At 47.6% G+C, this 24,349-nt stretch carries 25 protein-coding genes, 2 pseudogenes and 1 other annotated feature; of the genes and pseudogenes, 7 read left to right on the top strand and 20 right to left on the bottom strand.

What is annotated here, in order from left to right; translation table 11 throughout:
• Positions 1-7: 7 nt before the first annotated feature.
• A complete protein-coding gene (locus BGM27_RS17645) occupies positions 8-1,129 on the bottom strand; it encodes a response regulator aspartate phosphatase (RefSeq protein WP_007409040.1) in 1,122 nt (373 codons plus the stop codon).
• Positions 1,130-1,238: 109 nt separating this feature from the next.
• On the opposite strand from BGM27_RS17645, the gene BGM27_RS17640 reads away from it, so the two are divergent.
• Positions 1,239-1,742 carry a peptidoglycan L-alanyl-D-glutamate endopeptidase CwlK gene (locus BGM27_RS17640; RefSeq protein WP_007409039.1) on the top strand — a complete coding sequence of 168 codons (504 nt, stop codon included), beginning with the start codon at positions 1,239-1,241 and terminating at the stop codon, positions 1,740-1,742.
• Here BGM27_RS17640 and BGM27_RS17635 read toward each other — a convergent pair.
• Complete coding sequence (locus tag BGM27_RS17635; protein WP_007409038.1) at positions 1,739-3,097, bottom strand: YcdB/YcdC domain-containing protein; 1,359 nt, start codon at positions 3,095-3,097, stop codon at positions 1,739-1,741. The two genes, BGM27_RS17640 and BGM27_RS17635, sit on opposite strands and share 4 nt — an antisense overlap.
• A 200-nt stretch (positions 3,098-3,297) precedes the next feature.
• Positions 3,298-4,698, bottom strand: a complete 1,401-nt coding sequence (locus BGM27_RS17630) for a YcdB/YcdC domain-containing protein (protein ID WP_007409037.1) — start codon at positions 4,696-4,698, stop codon at positions 3,298-3,300.
• 126 nt (positions 4,699-4,824) lie between these two features.
• Between BGM27_RS17630 and BGM27_RS17625 the strand changes: the two genes are divergently transcribed.
• On the top strand, positions 4,825-5,820 hold the full coding sequence (locus BGM27_RS17625) for a DUF5105 domain-containing protein (protein ID WP_007409036.1): 996 nt from the start codon (positions 4,825-4,827) through the stop codon (positions 5,818-5,820).
• A gap of 43 nt (positions 5,821-5,863) precedes the next feature.
• Here the strand turns inward: BGM27_RS17625 and BGM27_RS17620 are convergent, their stop codons facing one another.
• The 4 genes from BGM27_RS17620 to BGM27_RS17605 all read right to left on the bottom strand — a co-directional run bounded on the left by BGM27_RS17620 (position 5,864) and on the right by BGM27_RS17605 (position 10,089).
• On the bottom strand, positions 5,864-6,796 hold the full coding sequence (locus BGM27_RS17620; RefSeq protein ID WP_007409035.1) for an aldo/keto reductase: 933 nt from the start codon (positions 6,794-6,796) through the stop codon (positions 5,864-5,866).
• Positions 6,797-6,926: 130 nt separating this feature from the next.
• Positions 6,927-7,997 carry a helix-turn-helix domain-containing protein gene (locus BGM27_RS17615; RefSeq protein WP_007409034.1) on the bottom strand — a complete coding sequence of 357 codons (1,071 nt, stop codon included), beginning with the start codon at positions 7,995-7,997 and terminating at the stop codon, positions 6,927-6,929.
• Between the two features lie 136 nt (positions 7,998-8,133).
• On the bottom strand, positions 8,134-8,778 hold the full coding sequence (estA, locus tag BGM27_RS17610; RefSeq protein ID WP_007409033.1) for a lipase EstA: 645 nt from the start codon (positions 8,776-8,778) through the stop codon (positions 8,134-8,136).
• Positions 8,779-8,973: 195 nt separating this feature from the next.
• On the bottom strand, positions 8,974-10,089 hold the full coding sequence (locus BGM27_RS17605) for a type II asparaginase (protein WP_007409031.1): 1,116 nt from the start codon (positions 10,087-10,089) through the stop codon (positions 8,974-8,976).
• 177 nt (positions 10,090-10,266) lie between these two features.
• Between BGM27_RS17605 and lmrA the strand changes: the two genes are divergently transcribed.
• Both lmrA and lmr(B) read left to right on the top strand, forming a co-directional pair.
• Positions 10,267-10,833, top strand: coding sequence for a transcriptional regulator LmrA (gene lmrA / locus BGM27_RS17600; RefSeq protein ID WP_007409030.1), 567 nt, complete (start codon positions 10,267-10,269; stop codon positions 10,831-10,833).
• 36 nt (positions 10,834-10,869) lie between these two features.
• Entirely contained in the window at positions 10,870-12,309 is a 1,440-nt protein-coding gene (gene lmr(B) / locus BGM27_RS17595; RefSeq protein ID WP_032865253.1) for a lincomycin efflux MFS transporter Lmr(B), read from the top strand.
• Between the two features lie 35 nt (positions 12,310-12,344).
• Here lmr(B) and BGM27_RS17590 read toward each other — a convergent pair whose 3' ends face one another.
• Positions 12,345-13,472 (bottom strand): aminotransferase class V-fold PLP-dependent enzyme, encoded by a 1,128-nt coding sequence (locus BGM27_RS17590; protein ID WP_007409028.1) that lies wholly within the window; start codon positions 13,470-13,472, stop codon positions 12,345-12,347.
• 71 nt (positions 13,473-13,543) lie between these two features.
• Between BGM27_RS17590 and pcp the strand changes: the two genes are divergently transcribed.
• Positions 13,544-14,191: a pyroglutamyl-peptidase I gene (gene pcp / locus BGM27_RS17585; RefSeq protein ID WP_007409027.1), complete on the top strand. Its 648-nt coding sequence runs from the start codon at positions 13,544-13,546 to the stop codon at positions 14,189-14,191.
• On the opposite strand, the gene tatC is transcribed toward pcp, so the two are convergent.
• The 4 genes from tatC to BGM27_RS17565 form a co-directional block, all read right to left on the bottom strand.
• Positions 14,188-14,913 carry a twin-arginine translocase subunit TatC gene (gene tatC / locus BGM27_RS17580; protein ID WP_007409026.1) on the bottom strand — a complete coding sequence of 242 codons (726 nt, stop codon included), beginning with the start codon at positions 14,911-14,913 and terminating at the stop codon, positions 14,188-14,190. The two genes, pcp and tatC, sit on opposite strands and share 4 nt — an antisense overlap.
• 61 nt (positions 14,914-14,974) lie before the next feature.
• Positions 14,975-15,172, bottom strand: a complete 198-nt coding sequence (locus BGM27_RS17575; protein WP_003156681.1) for a twin-arginine translocase TatA/TatE family subunit — start codon at positions 15,170-15,172, stop codon at positions 14,975-14,977.
• A 12-nt stretch (positions 15,173-15,184) separates the two neighbouring features.
• A complete protein-coding gene (locus BGM27_RS17570; RefSeq protein ID WP_007409025.1) occupies positions 15,185-16,936 on the bottom strand; it encodes an alkaline phosphatase D family protein in 1,752 nt (583 codons plus the stop codon).
• A 263-nt stretch (positions 16,937-17,199) separates the two neighbouring features.
• On the bottom strand, positions 17,200-17,628 hold the full coding sequence (locus tag BGM27_RS17565) for a cell wall hydrolase (protein ID WP_007409023.1): 429 nt from the start codon (positions 17,626-17,628) through the stop codon (positions 17,200-17,202).
• A 153-nt stretch (positions 17,629-17,781) separates the two neighbouring features.
• Here BGM27_RS17565 and BGM27_RS17560 point away from each other — a divergent pair, with 153 nt between their 5' ends.
• Positions 17,782-18,165 carry a DUF2512 family protein gene (locus tag BGM27_RS17560; RefSeq protein WP_003156684.1) on the top strand — a complete coding sequence of 128 codons (384 nt, stop codon included), beginning with the start codon at positions 17,782-17,784 and terminating at the stop codon, positions 18,163-18,165.
• A 63-nt stretch (positions 18,166-18,228) separates the two neighbouring features.
• Here the strand turns inward: BGM27_RS17560 and BGM27_RS17555 are convergent, their stop codons facing one another.
• The 4 genes from BGM27_RS17555 to BGM27_RS17540 form a co-directional block, all read right to left on the bottom strand.
• Entirely contained in the window at positions 18,229-18,567 is a 339-nt protein-coding gene (locus BGM27_RS17555) for a thioredoxin family protein (protein ID WP_007409022.1), read from the bottom strand.
• Positions 18,568-18,746: 179 nt separating this feature from the next.
• Positions 18,747-19,136 carry a DoxX family protein gene (locus tag BGM27_RS17550; protein WP_007409021.1) on the bottom strand — a complete coding sequence of 130 codons (390 nt, stop codon included), beginning with the start codon at positions 19,134-19,136 and terminating at the stop codon, positions 18,747-18,749.
• 130 nt (positions 19,137-19,266) lie between these two features.
• On the bottom strand, positions 19,267-20,205 hold the full coding sequence (locus BGM27_RS17545; RefSeq protein WP_007409020.1) for a ring-cleaving dioxygenase: 939 nt from the start codon (positions 20,203-20,205) through the stop codon (positions 19,267-19,269).
• Positions 20,206-20,229: 24 nt separating this feature from the next.
• Entirely contained in the window at positions 20,230-20,850 is a 621-nt protein-coding gene (locus BGM27_RS17540) for a nitroreductase family protein (protein WP_007409019.1), read from the bottom strand.
• Positions 20,851-21,264: 414 nt separating this feature from the next.
• Here BGM27_RS17540 and BGM27_RS17535 point away from each other — a divergent pair, with 414 nt between their 5' ends.
• Positions 21,265-22,158, top strand: a complete 894-nt coding sequence (locus BGM27_RS17535) for a cation diffusion facilitator family transporter (protein ID WP_007409018.1) — start codon at positions 21,265-21,267, stop codon at positions 22,156-22,158.
• A gap of 145 nt (positions 22,159-22,303) precedes the next feature.
• Here the strand turns inward: BGM27_RS17535 and BGM27_RS20630 are convergent.
• The 4 genes and pseudogenes from BGM27_RS20630 to glnL form a co-directional block, all read right to left on the bottom strand.
• Positions 22,304-22,498: pseudogene (locus BGM27_RS20630) on the bottom strand (transposase); the annotation flags it as partial.
• A 115-nt stretch (positions 22,499-22,613) separates the two neighbouring features.
• Positions 22,614-22,778 carry a tryptophan RNA-binding attenuator protein inhibitory protein gene (locus tag BGM27_RS17530; protein WP_007409016.1) on the bottom strand — a complete coding sequence of 55 codons (165 nt, stop codon included), beginning with the start codon at positions 22,776-22,778 and terminating at the stop codon, positions 22,614-22,616.
• An 86-nt stretch (positions 22,779-22,864) separates the two neighbouring features.
• Positions 22,865-23,114: a binding site (T-box leader), on the bottom strand.
• A 48-nt stretch (positions 23,115-23,162) separates the two neighbouring features.
• Positions 23,163-23,393 (bottom strand): annotated as a pseudogene (locus tag BGM27_RS17525) (hypothetical protein); the annotation flags it as partial.
• Between the two features lie 8 nt (positions 23,394-23,401).
• The gene (gene glnL / locus BGM27_RS17520; protein ID WP_007409014.1) at positions 23,402-24,349 is read right to left on the bottom strand and encodes a glutamine utilization two-component system response regulator GlnL; all 948 of its coding nucleotides are present in this window, start codon (positions 24,347-24,349) and stop codon (positions 23,402-23,404) included.

The following is a 24,349-nucleotide window of genomic DNA, read 5'->3' as shown; positions in this document are numbered from 1 at the left end:
TTTTTCATTATGCGTAGTTGTTCATTTGCAGCCTTTTTTGCACGCCGACAAGCCTGCTGAAAAAATAAGATGCCGCTTTGTAGTTCTCCCGTTTATGAAAGAAATGAGCCGCGTCCTGAAGCAGTTCCTCTGTGTCAGCCAACAGCTCTTTTGATTCCAGGATGTCAAAATACTCTTTGAGCGAATCCTGTCCGCCTTCCCCCTGATAAAGCTCTTTAATCAGACGGAATTTCGTCATATAGATCTCATCTTCCCACTCCGCCGCGCTTCTCATGCCCCGCGCGCAGCTGGCGGCGGCTTCACTGTATTTTTCCGTTTTAAAGTAGATATGCGTGAGTGAAAAAACAGCCTGGATGACCTGCCGGAAGCTGTGTGCTTCAAATCCGGCAGCCGCCCGTTCAAAATCCTCCGCCGCCTTGCAAAAGTCACCCAGACTGTACATACAGTGCCCGATATTATAATAGGCCGCAGCAATCATATATTGATCATCAAGCCGCTCCGCGTGTTCCAAGGCGCATTCGAGGTATTCCAGCGCTTTTTTATGCTGCTGGGCGTCCATCAGATTTCCGGCAATGATAAATTTGCACTGCACCCTTCTCATTCCGTATAATTCATATTTCTTGTAAATATCAAGCGCCTGCCCCGCGTAATTCATTGAAAAGAAAGTCTGCTTGATATGATAGTACACCTCAGAAATTTTATACAGAAACTCGGCTTTCTCTATGTCATCTTCCACATATTCAAGCTTTTCCTCAGCCCGCTTATAATGAGAAATCGCTGAGATGAAGTTTTTCTGCTTAAATTCATACATTCCCCTGAAATAGTAAAAATAATATTCCAGTAAGCCGGTCAGCTTTTGCTGGTTCATCTCAATCTCAGTGAGCATTTCAGAGAACGGAGGCTGGCAGTCGCCGTCTTTCATGGGTTTTAATTTATCCAGCATGATGCGGTGCCGAAATTCCATCAATGAAAAATACAACAATAAATCCTGGTTCTCTTCCATATCTTCGAGTTCATATTGAATCTCCCGCTTCAGCGCTTCAGCTTGATCGGCTTCAAACGCGCGGATCAGCTTATACCATTCATTCATCTTTACGGCCACTTCTTCAGATGGAATCTTGGATTTCATAGATTCGCCTCCTTCCTCCGGCTACTAATTATGTTATATTTTATCATAGCAAATTTATGGCAGTGAGCAAACAAAGATTTTACTCAATTAAAGAAAGAGAGAATTCACCATGAAACGACCAGTCAGAATTGCGCTGCTTTTGATCCTCTTCTTTTCCGCAGACCTATGTTTTTCCTATGTGCAGAAAGAATTGAGGCCGCAGACGGCATTACAAGACAGAGCCATTCCAAGCGCTCTTCATCCGCTCGTGAAACAGAATGCGGAGCTATTGCAGACGGCCGCTCTGAACAAAGGCATCACCGTCGTTATCACAGAGGGTTTCAGATCAATTGAGGAACAAAACGAATTGTACCGTCAAGGACGTTCAAAAAAAGGAAATATCGTCACCTACGCAAAAGGCGGGGAATCTTACCACAATTACGGCCTTGCGATCGACTTCGCCCTGCAAAAAAAGGATGGAAGCCTGATTTGGGATATGACGTACGACGGAAACCGAAACGGCACGCCCGATTGGCTTGAGGTCGTATCGATTGCCAAAACGCTCGGTTTTGATTGGGGAGGCGATTGGAGAGGCTTTAAAGATTATCCTCATTTACAAATGATCCCTGGCTAATAAAACCTTTTCTTTTTTCGCTTTTGCGCATCAATGTACGGAGGATAGACAGGCCTGTACACAAGCTTATATCCTTCATTGCCGGACGGCGTAAAATCGCGCTGCCACTCCAGCCGCAGATGGAAATCGGATAAAAAAGCGGCCTTTGCTTCTTCGGGAGTAACGGCCGGCACCGGATTGATCTTCTCCAGCTGCTCCGGGTCAATGTCAGGCGCCATGTAAGCTTCCACAAGCCCCGTTACGGGACTGACAAGTATTCTCGCAGCGCCGAACCGCAGCGGAATATCCTGATGCCATATGGAAAAATGGAAGCGGAACCTGCCTCTTCCGTCCGTTTTCAGCGGGTTAATTTTAAAAAACTCGTCCGCTCTCGGATAAAGCTTGTATAAAAATCGAAGCGCGACGGCCTCACACTCTTCCGCAGAATAAAAGGCCGGGCCCTGATGCTCAATAAAAGATTTAAAGGCTGTCATTTTCCCTGTCTTTTTGTCCGTTTTCATCTTCATTGTATTTTTGTTGCTGCTTTCAAAATAGCTTTCGATACTCAAATCTTTCCGTTCCGGAACCGATCCTTTCCGCCATGTCGTTCCGATCTCATCCCCGAGATCGCGCCGGCGCGTCTGAACCATATCCGAGGTAAACCCCATTAATTCATCCAGGCTGATTTCCCGTTTATGTTCAAACGCGGGAAGCGGTTTTGCCGGCTCATTCCTGTCTTCGCAAAGCTGCTGATCCGGCACGATATCATCTTCACCGGCCGGATAGCTGTAAGCCGGCAGAATCGGTTCATAGACGAGACGCGGTATTTTCTCAAAATTGACCACATCATAGACGAGACTGAATGTCAGCACACTCATGTAATGCGAGACGACTTTTTCCCGATCGACGAATGTTTCCGGGACGGGCGCTTCACCCTTATCCCCGTAATAGATAAACTGCACGACGAAGCCGCTCCTGGTTACATCAACGAAAAAACCTGAATCGGGAAGCGGCCGGCCGAGCACTTTTTTTGTATAGATAAATCGGATGCACCCATTGCGTTCTTCCCTCGCCTGAAAGATGAAATTCATAAAAGTTAGCGGGCGGTGTCTCGCCGCAAACCGAAGAGCCGTCAGCTTTAATTCGGCGTCTGACAGCTGCATGTCTGAACCCGGACAGTCGTTGCGTGAATAGGTAAGCAAAGATCCGTCGTCGCCCAGCTCAATCGTGACCGTTTTATCCGGATGGTTACGATCTTTCCATATATAATAGGCTTTCGTTTTTTGTTTTTCATCATAATCTTCTATTTCAAGCTCATAGTCCGGCGGTATGTTCCCGATTTCCAGCGCTTTTTTTCTCAGATGTTCTTTCAGCAATGGGGTCATCCTTTCAGAAGAGTGTATAAAAAAGAACTGTTTTTTATTATATAAAAACGTCCTTATCCTTTTAAAGGGAAGAAAGTGCCTTTTATGTGTCTATTTTTAGCAAAGAGGGAAAAGAGCCGTATTCAGAGCGGCTCTTTTTCATACAAATGTCACATTCCCCGTGAAAGCCCCGGGACGAACGACCATGACCTTCAGCCTATTAAACTCGTGATCGCTTCCCCTGTATGAGCCTCAATAAACCGCGGGAAAACCGGCTTGTATACGAGCCTGTACACTTTTCCGCAGCTGTCGTCATCGTAACAACGATCCCAAGCGAGCTCGGCTTTGATGGCCCGGCGGATCGCGTCCTTCGCCTCTTCCATTGTCAATGAAGGAACGGGATCGATTTCCTGGAGCCCTTTCGGATCAATTTCCGGCGGCATATAAAAAGTGACAAGACCCGTCTTTTTGCTGACACAGATTCTCCCCTCTCCGAATCGCAAATCAACGCCGCCCGAACAAGCCTTATATGTAAGTCCCACGTTTTCTCCTTCATCATCCGGCTCATCATATTGAACCCGGAAATACTGATCCGCTTCCGGAAACATGGCGAATAAAAAGCGGATGGCCATGTGATGGCATTCTTCCTCGGAAAACACCGGTTCGCCTTCAACTTTTATAAATGACATCACCCCGGTGAGCCGGCCCGATTCTTTATCATACCTTGTTTTCAATACGTGTTCATTCCGTTCTTTAAACAGACTTTCAAAGCTTTTATCTTCCCGTACGGATTTTGTTTTTTCAGGACGCCAGGCAACGCCGATACAGCCCTCTCCAAGATCGCTTTCCCTCTCTTTATAAAAACCGTCGTGCAGCCCGATCATGTCATTGATGCTCAACTTTTCCGCTTCAGGTGCAGGGCGTGAAATCGGGACATACGGCCGCGTGTCGTCTTCCAGCTCTTCATATTCGTCTAATTCTACATTCTCTTCCTTCAGGTCGGCCGATATCGGCCGCGTCGGAGACACGATTTCATAGACGAGATGGGGCTTGTCATCCCCCTGCACATAGACGGACTGATGCAGGACGGTGAACAACAGCTCTGCTTCAATATGTTTGACAAAGTGAGCCAATGCTTCCCGCTCGTCCGCAATTGTCTCCGGTCTTAACAGATCATCGGCCTTCCCATGGTAAGAAAAGCCGGTTACTTCCCCTGTCACAGCCAGGTCGATGTAAAACCCGGTCAGCGGAAGCGGCAGACCGTCAGCCATCTGAACATAGGAATATCTCACATCGCCATCATTCGCGGGTCCGTTTTTTTCCGGTTCAAACTCAGCCAATGCCCCCGGACGATGGGTTTCTAAAAACGCCCGCATCCGTTTTTCTATGTCCGATTCCGAAAGAGGCGGCAGATCAGTCTGGAAAGCCGGACGGGATAAGTATTTCAGTTTTCCGTCCCGGTCTAATTCGACCATGATGCCGGCTTCCGGATCATTCTTATCTTCCCACCAAAACAGAACCTCATCTTCCTGGTATTCTTCCACATTACTCTCGTAGCGGGCAGGTACGTCTCCGATTCGGAGAGCCAGCTGTTTCAACTCTTCTTTTTTCATCATAACACTTCCTTTTCTTCCAAAAAGATTGATGATTACCAAGACTCTTTTATACAAAACTAGTATAATTAACCTGTCCATCTTCATGACTATCGAATTAATCATTAACAACAGGGGGTAAACCAGATGTCCATCAAAAAAATGAGCGCCGTGTTTTTCATTCTGCTTCTCACGGCATTTACCGCCGCATGCAGCAGCGAAACGAGCGGCGGCCAGGAAAGCAGCACGGCGAAAGTGAAAATAAAAGAGACGGCATGGGCCGCTTCAGACGATACTGAACATCCGGCCGCGCTGAAAGTAACGGTCACCGTCAAAAATACGGGCAAAGACCCGCTTACCGTCAAAAGCAGCGACTTCTCGCTTTATCAGGATGACGCGAAAACAGCCAAGACCGATAAGGAAGACTTGATGCAGAGCGGCACGCTTCATGCGGGTAAGACAGTGACGGGCAATCTGTACTTCACGGCTGACGAAGGCAAATCCTATGAATTGGTATATCAGCCGCAGGCAAAAGACGCGAAGCCTTTATCTTATAAACTGAAAGTCAAAGGCACAGCCTCCAACGCAAAACCTGACCCGGCGGACGCATTATCCGCATACATTGATGTGATGCTGTACGGCAAGCACAATAAAGATTTCACCCGCCTGACCGGTGTAAATGAAAAAATGACGGCCGCCGCATATCAGGAATCGGCGAAAGCCAGCTTTATCGCTTCTGCAGGCATATCACAAGAACAGGCGGATTCAAAAGCCATTTCCGCTATTATTGACGCCATGTCATCAGCGCTTCGGGATAACACAGAGCTCAAGGTGCATACCAAGTCCATGTCAGGCAAAAAAGCCGTCCTTGAAGCAAAAGTGACGCCGCTTGATATGTCTCCGCTTGCGGGCCAGCTGCAAGACCGCGTGCAAGACTATGCCGGAAAGCACCCTGATGCTGATGAAAACGAAATTGTCAGCCACCTGCTTTCTGTCTATCCGGAAGAGTTTATGCGCCTGAAACCGGCTTCTTCTTCTGTTACAAGAGAAATTGAGATGAAGAAAAACGCCCGCGGCCAGTGGTATCTGGATACAGACGCCGATCTGGAAGGATTGACAGAAGCGTTTTTGAAAACGTCCTGACAACAAGAAAGGAAATAGCGCAGGCTATTTCCTTTTTTTATTTTCACTTAAAGATGTCACTGATATATTGAACCTCATCCTCGGTTAACTGCACATGAAGCGCGTCCAGATTGTGTTTCAGCTGGTCGGGGCGTTTGGCTCCGGGAATGATCGCATCCACCGCCGGCTGCGACAGAAGCCATGCGAGTGCGATATGCGCTGTCTGCGCCCCTTTTTCCTCCGCAACGGCCCGAAGCTTATCCACTCGCTCCAGATTTTGGTGAAAAGCTTCTCCCTGAAACGGCGGCCTGTTCTTTCGGTTGTCCTCAAAGACTGTGTCTTTTGTAAACTTTCCCGTCAGCAAGCCGGAAGCAAGCGGAAAATAAGGAATAAAGGAAATGCCGTTCTTTTCACAATAAGGCAGCAGATCATGCTCCGCCTCACGCTGAATCAGTGAATATTCCGATTGAAAAACCTCTAAATAGCCGTCGGCGTTAAACTCCTGCAATTGCCGGAAGCTGAGATTGGACGCGCCGATTGCTCTGATTTTCCCTTCGTCCTTCAGTTCTTTTAGCGTGCCCGCCACTTCGGAGAGCGGTGTTTTGCCGTCAGGGAAGTGGACGTAATACAAATCAATCACGTCTGTTTTCAGCCGCTTCAGGCTGTTTTCCGCCTCACTCCGGAGAAATTCACGGCTGTTGTCCAGCTCGATTTGTCCGTTGACTTCTTTATGCGCGCCTTTTGACGCAATCACGAGGCTGTCCCGCACGCCGCGCTCTGCGACAACTTCACCGATTAACTCTTCGGAACGCCCCAAACCGTATATAAACGCCGTATCAATAAAATTGACGCCGCCGTCCAATGCTGTGCGGATGAGTTCTTTTCCCGTTTCATCATTAAGATTCGGAAACAGATTATGTCCTCCGACCGCATTTGCGCCAAAACCGATACGCTTTACCCGTAAATCCGTCCTGCCCAGCGTACGTGTCTCATCCATGGCTCAGGCTCCCTTCCTTTTATCGCTCTGTTTAGTATTAGATAGACGGTAAGAATTATCCTGCCTGAGAGCCTATCTGCAAAAAAAACCTTGAAAAGCGTTTGCCCTTCAAGGTTTTTTTGGCTGTGTATTAAGATGTCAGAGCTGCGGCGAAGCGTTCGGCTTCATCCGTGAGAGCACCCTCGATTTCCTTATAGCGGCTGGAAATCGTTGAGGCGCTGACGCCGTACTTCTTCGCCAGCTTGGCTTGAGAAACGGACGCGCCGTTCAGAGAAATGCTGTTTACGTAATATTCGACCGCCGCCGCGAAAGCTTCAGGCTTTCTGATCGTCGGTGTTTTTTTGATACAGAACGTTTTCCACAGATCAATTACGGCCGGAACCAGCTCAGCCGGGTATTCATCCCCGCTCAGGCCTTTTTCAATAGCGTCTGCCGTTTCCTTTTCCATGTCGTTGGCCCACTCTGTCTGTTTTTCTTCAGCAGCCTGCTCAGGCTCTTCCGCCGTTCCTAAAAGAGCGGCCAGCACAATGTCGAAGTTGTCCTGCATAAAGCGCTCAGGCGATTTTCCTTCCGCAAGAGCCGGGGCAGCCGCCTTTTTCACTTTGCTGATTAGAGCTTCGGTCCGCTTCACAGGGAAGATCGTAAATTGCATGAAGAACTCCGCTTTTTCCGCTTCGTGGATCGGATAGCCGAGAATCAGGCTTCCCGCCGGCGGAAGATCCTGCTGGCTGACGTCCATTTCCACTTTGAATTGTTTTTTCGTCATCACATCTTCAAAGTGAATCATTCCTTCTTTCACATCTTCAAGCACCATAACGGCAGGTGTCATGCTTTTCCATGATTCAACGATTTCCCGTGTTTTCGGGCGGTTGATGCCGCCGGCTTTTTTCTGAAGATATTCTTCAAAAATCGTCTTGCCGCCTGCCAGCGGACGGAAGAAAATTCCCCAGATGCCGAGGTTGAAGACTCCGATGTCTTTTGTCTGTCTGTCCAGCTCCGTAATGAACGCGTGCTGGTTAATAAATGATGATATGCCGTCTCTATGTGCTGTAAAGGCGTACTCCATTAGGCTTTCCTGAATCTGTTTCGCTTCTTTTGCCGCGATGTCTGCCGGAATGGCAGCTTCTTTGCTTCCGCAGCATTTTTTATATTTCTTCCCGCTGCCGCATGGGCAAGGGGCATTTCTTTTCACTTTTCCCACAATAAACCCTCCGAATTCTGATATAACTTTATTATTTTAACAAAAATAACTTCAGAGGGCTTGGTTTACGGCGAAAAAAGAATATGGAAGAAAAAAAGACCCCGGGATATTCTCATTCTCCGGGGCTTTGAAACTGTTAATTTGTATTTTGTCCGCCGCCGTTCAGACCTTCTTTAATCAGCCCGTTTACTTGGCTGTTCATCAAAAGTCCGATGTGTCCGACACCGTGAATCTGCACGTTTTTCCCGCCGATCAGCCGTGACAGCGGGTTCAGGACGATTAAGTCCGCTGAGCTGTAAATCGATGTATATAAAATCTTTTGGTTCGGATCAGTCCCCGGAAGCGCCCGGTTGGTCACAAGGCCGTTCGCTCCGCCCAGTGTGACGACGTTTGCGATTTTGTCTCCGCCGTCAAGATTTTTAATGTAATAGAGCGTGTTGGCGCCGCCCATGCTGTGCGCGACGATATCGACTTTTTTCGCACCTGTTTCGCTGAGCACTTTTTTCACGTAATTGGACAGTCTCGGTGCATTGTGTCTGTTGTTTCCGGTTTTGTCCAGAAAATCAATGGCGTACATCTCATTTCTTGACCAGCCTTGGGATGCCAAGTACGTTTTGATTCCCGCGAAGTTAAAGGACGCCCCGCCGATTCCGTGGACCATGACAACCGGGTTATGCTCTGAGGAGGCTTTCGATACGGTCGGCTGGAAGGCAAATACGGAAATGACGGAGAGCATGCAGACTGTAAGGATCGCTAGGATTTTGCTTTTGATTTGTTTCATGAACTTTCCTCCTGTTATGTAATTTTTTGCAATTTTCATTTTATTAGAGAAGAAAAGGAAAAAATAGAGTATTTTTTACTGTTTTCAACAATTGAAAAAGAGGCGGAAAAATGAGAAAGACGCCCCTTTCCCGAAAGCACACTTATACTTTAATACGGCAAACAAAAAAAGGAGAGAACACCCGGTTCTCTTCTCCTAGTACTCATTGAAATAGGTTTGAATCCGCTTAGGGTCATGCGTTTTTGTCAGCACGAGCATCAGCAGAATCCGCGCTTTTTGAGGGTTGAGAGAGTTTGAAGCTGTCAAATGGTCTTTTTCATACTCTCGATTAGGTGTTACCGTTCCGTTTCCCGTCCTTGTGGAGCGGACGACCGCCAGCCCGCTTTTGACCGACTTTACGGCGCCTTTATGCGCCGCATCAGACATTGAGCCGTTTCCCGGGCCTGCAAAAATAATGCCTTGCGCCCCTGATTTTACGGAAGCTTCAAAGAGATAGCTTCCGTCATTTTGATAGCCGTATATAATATCGACTTGCGGCAGTTTATCAAGTTTGTCTATCTTGAAATCTGTATCCTTCGTATGCTTTCGGGTCATGATGTTATTAAAATAGATGTCATCAGCAATTGTTCCGATATAACCCATTTCTTCCGATTTGAATGTGTCGGCCGCGGTTGTATTGGTTTTTGTCACATAGCGCGCCGAAGCGATTCTGTCATTTAATACGACAAGCGTCCCCTTACCTTTCGCATCAGGCGCAGCCGCTGTTTTTACAGCGTTATATAAGTTGGACGGCCCGTCTGCTCCGATCGCCGTGGACGGCCTCATTGACCCGGCGACAACAACGGGCTTGTCACTTTTGACCGTCAGATTGAGAAAGTAGGCGGTTTCCTCAAGTGTGTCTGTTCCATGTGTAATGACAATGCCGTCTGTATCATCAGACTTGAGCAGCTTGTTTACCCGTTTTGCAAGTTTCAGCAGTGTCTCGTTATTCATATTCTGGCTGCCGATATTCACAACCTGTTCTCCGCTCACATGCGCGACCTCTTTTATCTCCGGAACGGCCTGAATCAGGGCATCAACTCCGATTGCCCCCGCCGTGTACTCCGTAGCTGACGTCTTTGAAGGAGCAGCGCCTGCAATTGTGCCGCCGGTGGCAAGAATTTTAACATTCGGAAGTCCGTCTTTTTTCGCTGAGGCTGCGGCTGCCATCCGGGGCGGTGTTTCTTTCGCTTGAGGAGATTGGGAGCAGCCGGCCGCGATGAAGAGCAGAGCCGTGATAAATGTAATGAAGGGCATGAATTGTTTTTTCATTCTTTTCTCTCCTTTTCTTTATTTATGAAGATTTTCCTCTCACCGGTCAACGCGCTTGTCAGGCAACCTCCCGAAGAAAATAACCGTTAAAAAACCTTGACACCGTCATGTGAAATCAAGATAATAGACCAGTCACTATATTTTAAATTTGTCAAAAATCAGTAAGGTGGGAACATTATGAGCTATGGAGATTCTCGTGAAAAAATCCTCGCCGCGGCAACCAGGCTGTTTCAGCTTCAGGGGTATTACGGCACGGGGCTGAATCAGATTATTAAAGAAAGCGGTGCGCCGAAAGGTTCTCTTTACTATCATTTTCCGGACGGCAAAGAGCAGCTCGCCATTGAGGCTGTCAATGAAATGAGCCATTATATCCGTATGAAAATAAAAGAAAGCCTTGATGCCCATCCTGATCCTGCGGAAAGCATTCAAGCGTTTTTACAGGACTTATCAAGCCAATTCACATGTCCGGAAAACTTTGAAGGGTTTCCTGTCGGTTTACTGGCTGCCGAGACTGCTTTAAAGAGCGAAAAGCTCCAGCAGGCCTGTCAAAGCGCTTATCAGGAATGGGAGAATCTGTTCGCGGGCAAATTGAGATCAGCCGGTTTTTCTGATGAGAAAGCGGCGGAAATCAGCACTGTTTTAAATGCCATGATAGAAGGCGGCATCATTGTGTCCTTAGCCAAAAAAGACAAAATGCCGATCCTCCATATTTCTAAACAAATCCCGAACCTGCTGAAGACATAAAATACGAGAGACATGTACGTATAGAAAGAGAGGAGAATGATTTTGGAAAACGCTCAGCCTTCCAAACAATATAAAGTCATGCCGATCATGATTTCTTTACTGACGGCAGGGTTTATCGGCATGTTCAGTGAAACGGCGCTGAATATCGCCCTGACTGACCTGATGAAGGAGTTACATATCACTCCTGCGACCGTCCAGTGGCTGACGACGGGCTATCTGCTCGTTCTCGGTATTCTTGTCCCGGTATCGGGTCTGCTTTTGCAATGGTTTACGACGAGACAGCTGTTTATCGTTTCACTTGCTTTTTCCATTATCGGCACGCTGATTGCAGCGCTTGCGCCGAGCTTTCCGTTTCTTTTGGCGGCAAGAATCGTGCAGGCTTTAGGAACCGGGCTGCTGCTGCCGCTGATGTTTAATACAATCCTCGTCATCTTTCCGCCGCATAAGCGCGGAGCGGCGATGGGGACGATCGGGCTTGTCATCATGTTCGCTCCTGCGATCGGTCCGACATTTTCAGGGCTTGTGTTAGAGCATTTGAACTGGCATTGGATTTTCTGGATTTCCCTGCCGTTTCTTGTGTTGGCTCTTTTATTCGGCATCGCCTACATGCAGAACGTGTCTGACATTACAAAACCGAAAATTGACGTGCTTTCCATTATTCTGTCTACGATCGGATTTGGCGGCATCGTATTCGGATTCAGCAATGCGGGCGAAGGATCAGACGGCTGGTCAAGCCCGACGGTTATCGGTTCGCTCACTGTCGGTGCGATCGCGCTCATCTTATTTTCCATCAGGCAGCTGACAATGAAGCAGCCGATGATGAATCTGCGCGCTTTCCGCTATCCGATGTTTGTTCTCGGTGTCGTGATTGTGTTTATCTGTATGATGGTTATCTTATCAACAATGCTTCTATTGCCTATGTATTTACAAAGCGGACTGATGCTGACGGCGTTTACGTCCGGGCTCATCCTGCTGCCGGGCGGTATTTTAAACGGCTTTATGTCTCCGGTGACGGGGCGCCTGTTTGATAAATACGGACCGAAGTGGCTTGTCATTCCCGGGTTTGTCATCACGGCCGCCGTACTTTGGTTTTTCTCAAACATTACCGGCACTTCAACGGCCATTCTCATCGTCGTGCTCCACACATGCCTGATGATCGGCATTTCCATGATCATGATGCCGGCGCAAACGAACGGCTTAAACCAGCTGCCGCCGGAATTTTATCCGGACGGAACGGCCATTATGAATACGCTCCAGCAGATGGCCGGCGCAATCGGCACTGCGGTGGCGGTCAGCATCATGGCAGCCGGCCAGAAGAATTATATGAGCACCGTGAAAAACCCGAATGATCCTTCCGCATACTCTCACGCGCTGATTGCGGGCGTCCAGCACGCCTTTATCTTCGCGATGATTGTCGCCGTTATCGGCTTGATCAGCGCTTTCTTTATGAAACGGGTCAAAGTGAATCACTCATAAGAAAACAGCAGGCTCCCCGTGAGTCTGCTGTTTTTTTATATACCGCGCGCTTCAGCCAGTTCATCAATCGCATACATCAGATCATCGGCCGTGTTATAGAAATGAGGCGCCAGCCGGATGATTTGTCCGCTGGGTGCGCATACGATGTTTTTCCGCCTCAACAGCGCAGCCGTTTCCGCCGCTTTTTCATCCCGTATGGAGATCATGCCGGGTCTGTCATCGGCAGACGGCGGCCCTGTGAGGTGCAACCCTTTTTCAAAAGCGTATTCATACGCAAATGCGCTGAGTTTTTTTACTTCCCGGTGAATGCGGTCTGTGCCGGCATCGTTTACTAGAGATAAAGCCGCCTGTGCCGCATATATGCTGATAAATGCCGGGGTTCCGGTCTCAAAGCGTTTGGCTCCGTCCGCATAAGAAAAACGGGTTAAATCCAGCATCGACGCCCGCTGCTGCCCGAACCACCCGGTGACTTTCGGCTTCAGCCGTTCGGCAAGTTCCTTTCTGACATAAAGAAACGCCGTTCCCGGTATGCCGAGCATATACTTTCTCGCACCCGCGGCCAGCATATCAACTCCCCATTCTTTTACATCAATCGGGATGTGCCCCGCTGATTGATAAGCATCGACAAAAAGAAGCGATCCCTTCTTTGCGGATATCTCGGCAATGCGCTTCATATCCTGGACAAAACCGGACGTATATGACACATGGGGCACACAGGTGAAAAGCGTCTGTTCCGATATGTACGTCTCATACCGCTCTAACGGGATCATTCCGTCTTCAGACGGCACGACTGAAAGCTCCATCTCAGTCTGTGCCTTCAAAATGTGGGCGATCGCCGGAAAATCCAATTCCGTATACACCGCCTGTTTCTTTCGGCAATCCGGTAAAGCAGAAACGACGGCAGAGACAGCAGCCGTTACTGAAGGTAAAACGGCGATTTCTTCAGGATGGGCGCCGATCAATTTCGCAAATTCACACCTTGCCTGCTCCGTTCGTCCAATGGCTTCTTCCCAGTTTCCGCCATGCTGAAGCAGGCTTTCCTGATAGTCATTGATCGCTTTTGAAACCGGCAGGGCAAGAGCGCTTTGAGAGCAGCTGGCGAGCATCGTATGTGTGCGGAGCGCCGGAAATAAAGATCGGTATTGCACCAGAGGCGAATTCAAGACATGTTTCCCCCTTCGGCAGGAATATATGTCCATTATAGAGTATGGTAAAAAGAAAAGGAGGGTTTTATATGGAGAAAAAAGTATTGCTGACAGGCTTTGACCCCTTCGGCGGGGAAACGGTCAATCCTTCATGGGAAGCGGTCAAACGGCTGAATGGTGCCGCTGAGGGCCCTGCCTCTATCGTATCTGAACAAGTGCCGACCGTTTTTTATAAGTCTCTTGCCGTGCTGCGCGAGGCGATCAAAAAGCATCAGCCTGACATTATCATCTGTGTCGGACAGGCAGGCGGCAGAATGCAGATCACGCCGGAACGGGTCGCGATCAATCTCAATGAGGCGCGCATACCGGATAACGAAGGAAACCAGCCTGTCGGGGAAAACATTTCTCAAGACGGTCCCGCGGCCTATTGGACCGGCCTTCCGATCAAACGGATCGTTGAGGAAATCAAAAAGGAAGGCATTCCCGCGGCTGTATCCTACACGGCGGGGACGTTTGTATGCAATCACCTCTTTTACGGGCTGATGGATGAAATCAGCCGCCATCATCCGCACATCCGCGGCGGGTTTATACACATCCCGTACATTCCGGAGCAAACCTTGCAAAAGTCTGCGCCGAGCCTCAGCCTGGATCTCGTGACAAAAGCGCTCAAAATCGCCGCGGTGACCGCCGCGGCGCATGAGGACGATATTGAGACCGGCGGAGGCGAACTTCACTAAGCTGCAGACGGCGCCTCGGCCCATTTCTTCCGGTAAACGATGCGGGACAGCGTCACACTGATTTCATAGAGGACGAGCAGCGGAATCATGACGAGAAAGTCAGACATAAAATCCGGAGGCGTAATCAGCACCGAGACGACGATCAGCACAAAATACGAAAGCTTCCGCGCCTTTGCCAGCCGGGTTGGATTCACGATTCCGAGCCGTGTCAGAAACATGACGGCCAGAGGCATTTCAAACAAAAATCCGAACGGCAATGTAAGATTCAGCATAAAGGTAAAATACTTGTCCGCCGTAAATACCATGTCAAAATGGCCGGCGGATAATTGTGTTAAAAATCCGAGCACAATCGGAAACAGCACAAAATACCCGAAGGAAATTCCGATTATAAACAAAACCGAAAGCCCCGGAATGTAAAGCAAAGCGGCGCGGCGTTCAAACGGGGTCAAAGCCGGCGCCGTAAAACGCCAGAGCTGAAAAGCGGCAACCGGAATCGTTGCCGTAAGGGCGCATATTCCCGCAATCATCATATATACCCATAAAATCTCGCTCGGCCCTAAAACGGCCAGCCTGCCATCCAAATCCTTGATCAGCCAGTCATAAATATCCTGCACAAACCAGCAGGCGCCGATAAAAAACACGAGAAAGGCGATAACGGTTTTAATGAGACGCTGCCGGACTTCCTCTAAATGCCCGATCAAGTGGGTTTCTTTTTTATCCAAACGTACATCCTCCTTATAGAGAAAGAGGCAGAAGCGGATTCGTCTGCCCCCATGTCAGGATTCAGCCTGCCGTTTTGTCTTTCTCAGCCGTCTGCTTGTCCGGCTCTTCATTTGAGACCAGTGTTTTTGCGGCGCTTTTAAATTCAAGCAGCGTGCGGCCGGCGGCACGGCCGATTTCCGGAAGCTTTGAAGGCCCGAAAATGATGAGAGCGATGACGAAGATCAGGATCAACCCGGGAATGCCGATATTAGAAAACATGAGTGTGCCTCCTTATTGTGAGATTTTGGCCCGTTTCTTTCTCATTTGCTTTTCATGCGCATTGTTATGGGCGAAGAAACGATCCTCTTCCACCTCGTTTGACTGCTTTAAACCGCCTGCAACCGCAGCTTGAGAGACCTTCCGAATCCCCGTCTGGTCTTTCTGATAAATGAATGAAGCCCGCGTGAATACCTCAGCCCCCGGCTCCGTCACGTACGGCACCACTCTGTAATCCGCTCTCCATTGGGCAGGGGTCACCGTACAGCGGACATAGCCGCGGTAATCGTTGAAAAACTTAATATGCGGGTTTTGTTTTAAGATCTGATCCGTATCGGCCCGTTTATCCGCCCCGTTTCCTCCAGATGTAATGGAGGTCCCGACGAATTCGGCTCCGAAAATCTTTGAATTCGTTTGATTAAAATCGGTATGCAGGTTTGACGCCCAGCTTGCGTGAACATCACCCGTCAGCACGATGACATTGTTCAGGTTTTTGCTTTTTATAAAATTGATGACCCGCTCCCGCTGAGCCGGGTAGCCGTCCCATGAATCCATGCTGTATATCGGATTGGCGGTTGTTCCGAAATTCCATTGCGCGAAAAAGATTTGCTGCGCCAGCACATTCCACTTCGCTTTTGAGGCGGCTAAATTTCCGAAGAGCCATTGCTCCTGTTCTGTCCCCATCAATGTACGCTTCGGATCTCTCCACTCATCAGAAGGCGGCTTATTCCCGTCGCCGTTGGCCTGATCATCTCTGTACTGTCTTGTATCAAGCACATTGAACGATGCTAAATTGCCATAAGAAAATTGCCTGTACAGCCGCATATCAGGACCGTTCGGCAATGACATGCGCCTGAGCGGCATGTGTTCATAATAAGCCTGATAAGCTGCGGCCCTCCTGAGCACAAACGCTTCAACGGATTGGCCTTTTTCAGGGATAATATTGGCATAATTGTTTTCCACCTCATGATCGTCCCACGTCACGACCCACGGAAATGCGGCGTGGGCGGCTTTCAGATTGGCATCAGAGCGGTATTGGGCATGACGGTTGCGGTAATCTGACAGTGTATACACTTCAGCGCTGCTGTGCGTCCTGACATTTCCCGTTTTTGACACATATTCGTTCGGTCCGTATTCATAAATGTAATCTCCGAGATGGAACACGAGATCAAGCTTTTCCTTCGCCATATGTTTATACGCCGTATAATAGCCGTGTTCATACTGCTGGCATGAGGCAAATGCAAACGTCATGGCGGATACGTCAGCACCGGGAGCGGGCAGCGTTTTCGTCCGGCCGACGGGACTGAGCTCATGCCCGCTTTTAAACCGGTAATAGTACACTTTATTGGGCTTGAGCCCGTCCGCCTCGACATGGACGGAGTGTCCGAGATTCGGCTTGGCCATTTCCGTTCCGCGTTTGACGATGTGACGAAAATGTTCATCAGCGGCGATTTCCCATTTTACCGGCACGGCCTGCTTCGGCATGCCGCCCCCATTCAGCGGGTCAGGGGCAAGACGCGTCCAGAGAATGACGCTGTCAGACAGCGGGTCGCCGGAAGCTACGCCGAGGGTGAACGGATAGTTTGAAAATTTCGGAGCGGCATTCACTTCAAACGCGCCGATGGATTGCGCGATCGCTAACCCGAGGGAAAGACCGGCGATTTTCCCGGCGCCCTGTATAAATGCGCGGCGGTCAAACGTATTGTTCTGAAAGCTTTTGTTCTCCAATTCCTTGATCCATTCATCTAAACGGCCGTCATGTGTCATGTCAGTTCCCCTTTCGTCTCATTGATCGCCCTTATTATAAAAAAGAAATGTTAAACCGCTATGAAGAAGTGTGAAGGGTTTGTAAGGCTGAAAAATGGACGGCGGGAGACATTTTTCACATTGTTTCGACAAACCTTGCCCCGCCGGGAGAAAACCCCCTCTGTTTCTTTTTGGCTTGTCATCCGTCAAGCGAACTTTTTTCCTATTTTTCTTCACAAGAAATTAAAAAAACACCGTTCATTCTCAGAACGGTGCGCCCGGGATTAAAATGTATTGTACACGTTTTCGCACGTTTCACCTGTCGGCTGATAGAAGCAGTGGGATTTGAATCTCGCGACAAACGGCTGATTATACCAAGTCGGCGGGCAGTTTCCCGGCGGCTTAAAATACCACAGACTGAACTTAGCCGGCCAAAACCGTTCTCCGTTAATCGTCCGGCGGGCAAGCCTCCGCTCGGATTCACGCGGTCTCTGGTAAAAGTATCCGTGAGTCACCGCTTCAAACGCGTGCGGCTGAAACACCATCTGCCTGATGGTGCGCAGGCCTTTAAAATCAGAACAATTCGCCCGCACCCGATTGATTCCCACATTGCCGACCAAAAGCATTCCCTGCTTCCCTTCGCCTTCCGCTTCCGCCCTGAGCAGCCTTGCCATTAGATCCAGATCGGCGCTCGACGCTTTTACGACTGCCATCATGACACCTCCCGTATTTTCTCCCTTCATCATATTCAGCCGCGGCCCAGTGATGACAGACAAAAGCCAGAAAACAAATGTTCACGAAAAAAGGGTTTATATTTCACGTTATGAGGAAACATACTAACATGATTTCCATAAGGAGGAATTCGCATGGAACACATTAAAGCGCTTGCCATCAAAGGCATTATGACCATCATTATTCTGTATCTGATACTCGGCTTAGGTTTTCGCTTTACATTCGGCGACGTGCTGCTGATGACCATTGTGCTGGGAGCCGTTTCTTACTTTACGGGCGACCTGTACGTGCTGCCGAGATGGAATAACATCACGGCGGCGTCCGCTGATTTTGGAATCGCGTTTCTTGTTGTCTGGCTGATGGGAATGCCGCTGTCCATGGGCATTTCCGGAGGAAGACTGGCGTTTGCCGCTCTTATTTCCGCCGTCATCATCGCCGTCGGAGAATATTTTTTCCATATCTATCTGATGAGAAAAGACTTGGGCGGGTCCCGTTTTTTAGAACCCCGGTCCGAATAACGTAAAAAAGGCCGGATAAAAGCCCCTTTAAAGGGGGCTTTTTATTTGTAAAGTATAAACGCTTTATACATCTTGATATAACTGATAAACCCTTTTCAGCCTTTCTTCGAGCTGTTCAAAATGAACAAAGCGGGCTTCTCTCAGAAACTCAGTCCCATCAATGAACAAAAGAAGCACGGGAACAGTGAAGACTGAAAATCTGCCGGCCACCTCTTCTACCTCGTCAGCATTGATATGCCCCAATTTGATATTCGGAAACTGATCCAATACTTTTCTGAGCTGCGGCAGAACAGCGTGACATACTGTACAGGCGGGTCTTGAAATGTAGATAAAACTGAATTGATGCTGTTTAATAAAATTCTCGATAGAATCTAATGAATGTAATTCTGCCATCTCTTTCAACAAAACCCTCCTCCAAATCGGCTCGTCTTTCATGACCAAGCTCATCAATACTTCTACATTCACTATACACATTTATATTGAACATATCCGCTTTTTTGCTATTCAGAGCACCTGAACGTTGTGCTTGAAAAATAAAAGAACAGTTACCGTTTTTCAGTAACTGTTCTTAGATACTTATATTAAAAATGCAAAGCGTAAGCTCCTGAACCGATGAGTGCAACTCCGATGGAGACTGCAATCAGCACCAAGTTATATTCAAAACCGCCGCCACCGTTGGCAAATCCTTTCGCTCCATGGACTTTTACGATGGCACCTAACATAATAATCGTTATAATAGCAGCTCCGAGCGGGAGGAAAACACCTAAAATAAATAGAATTCCGCTTGCGAGTTCCCCGAGACCTGATAAAGCGGCCGCGGCATTACCTGGTTTAACTCCAATTGACTCGAACCATCGTCCGGTTCCTTTAATTCCGTATCCGCCAAACCAGCCGAATAATTTTTGTGATCCATAAAACAGAAACACCACACCAATCATGATTCGAATAAGTAATAGTCCTGCATCTTCCATTGTTATCTCTCCTTATTTTTCATATTATATGATGTCTGCAAGGCAGCTGTTTACCAACAGTCACTTCCAGCAAACATCTGTTAAATGTATGTCTTGTTATTTTTCTTCATGCTTCACGTTCATCTATCAATCAATCTAATTCTCTCACTTCAAACGGCAGCAGCCCTTGTTCAATTTGTGCCCGGTGCGGTTCATACTGCTCAGGGAGCATCAGTTTTCCGCCCATTGTTTCTTGTGACTCATCATGGGCAAAGCCCGGCGGATCAGTTGCGATCTCAAATAAGATTTCCCCATGTTCTCTGAAGTAAACCGCATTAAAATAGTTTCTATCCTGAACAGGAGTCACACCATATCCGTGCGCAGCAATGAACCTTTGCCAATCTAATTGATCTTCGTCATCCTGAGCCCGCCAAGCGATGTGATGGACCGTGCCGATACCCATTTGCCCGCGGCCGATAGGCGTTAACTTAAGGTCAATCACATTTCCGATATCACCGGCAGAACGATAACGAACGAAGTCTCCTTCTTTACCGACTCGCTCAAGCCCCATGATGTTTTCCAGCAATTTACCTGTTTTTTCAGGCTGTGCTGATAACAGGGTTGCACCGCCAAAGCCTTTAATGGCAACATCCGGGGTTACATCTCCGAAAGTCCACGTATTGGCCTCCCCTGCTTCTCTTTCCACGATTTCTAAATGCAGGCCATGCGGGTCATCAAATTCTATATATTGTTCTCCAAAACGCTCGATTTTTGTGTATGGAATGTTGAACTTTTCAAGTCTCTTTTCCCAAAACGCCATGGCACCCTTCGGCACGGCGTAAGATGTCACGCCAACCTGTCCGTCTCCAATGATGCCTTGGCGGGCGCCCGCCCACGGAAAGAATGTGATGATTGTTCCCGGCTTCCCGCCTTCATCCCCAAAATAAAGGTGATACGTACCCGGATCATCAAAATTGACCGTTTGCTTGACCAATCGCAGCCCCAGCACTCCAGCGTAGAAATCAGCATTCTCTTGAGGGTGACCGACAATTGCTGTAATATGATGGATGCCCATCGTTTTTTTCGCCATTTTTATTTGCTCCTTTACAAATAGTTAAATATACTCCACAAACTCATTCACAGGCTTTCGGTAGCCGCGCGGCCTTCTGCTTTCTATTTTTTCTTTCCCGATTGTAATCATCATGACGACCTCAAATTGATCATCTATCTTCAAAATCTGTTTCACGGCTTCAGCATCAAACCCTATCATCGGACAGGTGTCCCAGCCTTTTTCCTTAGCACTCAGCATAAACATCATCGCAGAAAGTGAAGCATTTCTTATCGCCTCATCTCTCTTAAATGGTTCTCCCCTGTTTTCATAAAACGAAACGGTGTCTTGAACCATGTGATCATACTCTTGTTTATTTAATACCCCCAGCATCTTCAATCCTTCATAGATGTCAGCCGCTTGCTGATATGCCTGCTTATCCCCTAAAACCAAAAGAACAGCTGATGAGCTAAACACTTTATATTGTCCGTTTGCGGCCTGCTTCAGCTTTTCTTTTACATCCGGGTCAAGAACCGTCACATATTTTGTATGCTGCAAATTAAAAGCTGATGGAGCCAACGCAACCAATTCAAACATTTCGTTGAGTTCATCTCTTGTGATTGGATGTTCTGGAAGAAAGTTGCTTGCAGATCTTCTTTCATTCACTAGCTGTACAAATTCAGCCATTTCCCTCGTACCCCCTTTATCTCGAATTCGAGATATTATAGTATAAAAAATCAAATAACATATGATCAAAAAACGAAACGTTCTCGTGATTCAAACGATCGGCAGGTTCTTATCCTGCACTCTAAATTATATTATCTTGAATTAAAAAATCTTGAATTCGAGATAATAATAAAAGATAAATACTCAAATGTCAACAGTTCATTTTAAAATTCAGCGCCATTTTGTCTGTGTACTGTTTAGCCCTGCTCCAACTTTTTTTCTGTCACCTTATTTATTAGGAAACAGGAAACAACCTTGCTATAGACCCACTCGAAACTGAATTGGTACGATAAGCAAAGTGATTACACAAGAAAGGATACGGAGAGCGAATCAAAAGCGCCTCTATTTTTTTGTGCAGTTTTATAGGAGGAAAAAATGACAAGTGAAAGAGAACAAATAAGCAAAAAAGTTGCTTTGATTGCATTGATAGCCAATCTGATCTTAATGGCAGGAAAGATCTTTTTTGGACTGATAGGCGATAGTGAAGCAGTTTTTGCCGACGGTATACATTCTGCAGCGGATGTCGCGGCTTCAATTGCTGTCCTGGCCGTCATCGGCATTTCTAATAAGCCGCCCGATCAAGACCATCCTTTCGGGCATGGCAAAGCTGAGGTCATCAGCGAAGCGATTGTAGGAATCATATTAGTGCTCGTTTCCGTGTATATTCTGATAGAAGCGATTTCGTCCTTTGTTGAAGGTCCAAGCATCCCGCAATACAGCGCATTGTTTGCGGCTCTGATATCCTACGCGGCTAAGCAGATCTTATATCGTTATTCGATCAAACAAGGGGAAAAATGGAACAGTAAAGCGATTATAGCGATTGCATACGATCATAAAGGCGATATCGTTGCCTCTCTTGCCGCTTTTATCGGCGTCCTATTGGCGATTATCGGGAACACACGCGGATGGTCCTATCTGTTGTACGCCGATGCAATTGCCAGTGTCATCGTGGCGTACCTTATTTTTAAGATTTCAATGGAATTAATCAGGCCGTCTGTTGACGTTCTCATGGAAAAAAGTGTTGATCCCGAACTGATAGAGGAATATAAAGCCGTTATTTTGCACTGCCCTCAAGTCAAACGGCTCGATAAAATCCGAGCAAGAGAACACGGCCACTATAAATTGCTTGATGTCCGGTTATCTTTGGATCATGATTTGACGATTAAGCAGGGACACGATATTGCCCGCGAAATCCGAAATGAAATCCAAAGACACTTTTCAGATGTTGAAGAAGTGCTCATCCATGTGAATCCTTATTTTGAAGAATGAAAAAGCAGCTTGTAGAGAAAACGATGTTTTTTCTACAAGCTTTTTTGTTTTGTGCTGTTTCTTTACATATTCATTTGATTTCAGTTGCAGAAAAAGCACTCCCGCATGCCTAGCTTTGCTTGGCTGGGTATGTGGCAATCTTCAACATCATTTTGAATAAGGTCAGCGGATCAAGTGAGGGGCGGTCTTTATTTTCGCTGCAGTAAGGTGTGACCTTTTCAACGATGAAAGAGAAGTCTATGTATTTATCAATTTTTCGAAGAAGGTGATCCTCTTCGACGAGTTGGTCAAACAGAACGAATTCGGCTGTGTTTCGAGAAAAATTTCTTGTGTGGAACATGAGAAAGAAACCGTTTTTTTCAGTCTTTCTTTTATTTTATGACAAGGGAAACATAAAGGCTGTCGAGATTTTCTCGACAGCCTGAAGGCCGGATAACGGCCTTTTTCGTTTGATTTCACTGATCAATATGCTTTCTGATAAAATGCAGCAGCGTGTTTCCTTGAGCGGTCAATATGACGCCCTTCGCGCCGCACTTCGGACAGGGCGTCCCTTCTTTCTCCTCGCCGGTTCCTTCACAATGCGGACACGTGAGCTCAAGATCGTCGGTTGCGATCACCATGAATATCCCTCCTTTTTGATTGTCTGTCCGTCTCCAGTCACTTTCCATGGCCATCACCTCCTTAACAATACAAAAAACCCCGTCCATCAAAGGACGAGGTTTTCGCGGTGCCACCTTTATTAACGGCTGAAGAGCCATTCGCTCAAAAAGTACAGAAACACACGGTTTCAATACTCCTTTCTTGATAACGGGGAAGAATCCCGGCACCGCCTACTGTCATTTCAGCGCAGCAATTCAGAAGCCCATTCGGCACCGGACGGGGATCGGTTCACAGCGGCCACCGACTCTCTGAACCCCGCGCGCTGATGCGTACTTACTCTTCCTCAGCATTGTTCATCCGTTCTTTTATTTTAAAATGTATCATACGCTGTCATCCGGCGGAAGTCAATAACCTTTCGGATCGGACAGGCCGAGCATGTCCCGCGCCATTTGCATATGCTCCTCTTGCCCCGTCTGAAGCGCGAACTTCGCCGTTTCCACAGGGTAAGCGGCCTGCCATTCTGTCACATGCTGATTTTCGTTTACAAAAATATGCGGAGGGTGCAAGCCATGGATCAGCGCGGAAAAATCAGGCCAGTACGAACTGTCATTTATCCACGTTTGCCATCTTTTCCAATGCCAGCTTACCGGCTGCCTCCGCTGACAAATTTTGATCCTTCGCGTAAATCTTTCGCCTCCAAAAAGAAGACGTGAATGAATTTTTTCATATTCACTTTAACCGGAGAAAGCGGCACGGTTTCCTTAGCCTGCATTTCTTTCATTCTCTTGCTGACAGCGGGGAAATCAAAGAATTTCGAGGCGTAATATTCAAATTTGGGGTTTGAAAAATCAGTTGTGCCCAATGAAGCGAAATGGTTTAACGAATGAATGACGGCCCTTCTGATCCGCTGTTCCGAGGCTTTGATTTCCCTGTTAACCTCGGCTTGTGCCGCCGCAGGCCCCAGCTTCCGGATGGCGACGTTTGTAAACATCTGCTTTAAAGACGGGATGTTTCTTTCCGCCTGTTCATCCTCAAATAAATAGTGAAGGACGGCCATGAGGTCATGCGCCCCGCTTTCTCCCACGATGCCTAATTCCGATAAAAGAAATTTTCCTGTTTCTTTGATTGATTTCTCGTGCATCCCCCCCGGCCCGCTTTTTTTCGGCTCATTCCGCTGAATAAGACGGCTTAACGAGTGTTGGATGTCGCCGATCGAGGTTTCCAGTTCAATCCGCTCTTTTACTTTTCGCAAAACGGTGACGATCTCGATTTTGTTGATCGGTTTGTGGATAAAGTATTCGATGCCGAGAGAATAAGCTTCTCCCACCATTTCCTTTGCCTCCACCTGCGATATCATCACCGCTTTTCCGTTGTACGATCCCTGAAGATGCCGGATCGTCTCAATCCCGTCCCGACCCGGCATCAGCAGATCAATTAATAAAATATCGACTTGTTTAAAATGGAGATAATGCCCTTCAATCTGGCTTCCGTCCTCTGCCTCACCGACGACTTCGCCTAAATCCTCGTCCTCGATCATCTGTTTTAAAATGGAACGGATTGCCCGGTCATCATCAGCTATAAAAAAACGCAT

The sequence above is a fragment of the Bacillus sp. FJAT-27001 genome (assembly GCF_019039175.1).
Lineage (GTDB): Bacteria > Bacillota > Bacilli > Bacillales > Bacillaceae > Bacillus > Bacillus velezensis.
The sequence above is the reverse complement of the archived record's forward strand: the minus strand, read 5'-3'. Positions and strand labels throughout refer to the sequence as shown.

Excerpts from the sequence above, each read along its gene's own strand:
- lmrA (WP_007409030.1), top strand. The coding sequence starts at position 10,267 with ATGAGCTATGGAGATTCTCGTGAAAAAATCCTCGCCGCGGCAACCAGG.
- BGM27_RS17565 (WP_007409023.1), bottom strand. The coding sequence starts at position 17,628 with ATGGCAGTCGTAAAAGCGTCGAGCGCCGATCTGGATCTAATGGCAAGG.
- BGM27_RS17625 (WP_007409036.1), top strand. The coding sequence starts at position 4,825 with ATGTCCATCAAAAAAATGAGCGCCGTGTTTTTCATTCTGCTTCTCACG.
- glnL (WP_007409014.1), bottom strand. The coding sequence starts at position 24,349 with ATGCGTTTTTTTATAGCTGATGATGACCGGGCAATCCGTTCCATTTTA.
- BGM27_RS17535 (WP_007409018.1), top strand. The coding sequence starts at position 21,265 with ATGACAAGTGAAAGAGAACAAATAAGCAAAAAAGTTGCTTTGATTGCA.
- estA (WP_007409033.1), bottom strand. The coding sequence starts at position 8,778 with ATGAAACAAATCAAAAGCAAAATCCTAGCGATCCTTACAGTCTGCATG.
- BGM27_RS17530 (WP_007409016.1), bottom strand. The coding sequence starts at position 22,778 with ATGGTGATCGCAACCGACGATCTTGAGCTCACGTGTCCGCATTGTGAA.
- pcp (WP_007409027.1), top strand. The coding sequence starts at position 13,544 with ATGGAGAAAAAAGTATTGCTGACAGGCTTTGACCCCTTCGGCGGGGAA.
- BGM27_RS17560 (WP_003156684.1), top strand. The coding sequence starts at position 17,782 with ATGGAACACATTAAAGCGCTTGCCATCAAAGGCATTATGACCATCATT.
- BGM27_RS17620 (WP_007409035.1), bottom strand. The coding sequence starts at position 6,796 with ATGGATGAGACACGTACGCTGGGCAGGACGGATTTACGGGTAAAGCGT.
- BGM27_RS17540 (WP_007409019.1), bottom strand. The coding sequence starts at position 20,850 with ATGGCTGAATTTGTACAGCTAGTGAATGAAAGAAGATCTGCAAGCAAC.
- BGM27_RS17605 (WP_007409031.1), bottom strand. The coding sequence starts at position 10,089 with ATGAAAAAACAATTCATGCCCTTCATTACATTTATCACGGCTCTGCTC.
- BGM27_RS17640 (WP_007409039.1), top strand. The coding sequence starts at position 1,239 with ATGAAACGACCAGTCAGAATTGCGCTGCTTTTGATCCTCTTCTTTTCC.
- BGM27_RS17570 (WP_007409025.1), bottom strand. The coding sequence starts at position 16,936 with ATGACACATGACGGCCGTTTAGATGAATGGATCAAGGAATTGGAGAAC.
- BGM27_RS17630 (WP_007409037.1), bottom strand. The coding sequence starts at position 4,698 with ATGAAAAAAGAAGAGTTGAAACAGCTGGCTCTCCGAATCGGAGACGTA.
- BGM27_RS17545 (WP_007409020.1), bottom strand. The coding sequence starts at position 20,205 with ATGGCGAAAAAAACGATGGGCATCCATCATATTACAGCAATTGTCGGT.
- BGM27_RS17645 (WP_007409040.1), bottom strand. The coding sequence starts at position 1,129 with ATGAAATCCAAGATTCCATCTGAAGAAGTGGCCGTAAAGATGAATGAA.
- BGM27_RS17575 (WP_003156681.1), bottom strand. The coding sequence starts at position 15,172 with ATGTTTTCTAATATCGGCATTCCCGGGTTGATCCTGATCTTCGTCATC.
- BGM27_RS17550 (WP_007409021.1), bottom strand. The coding sequence starts at position 19,136 with ATGGAAGATGCAGGACTATTACTTATTCGAATCATGATTGGTGTGGTG.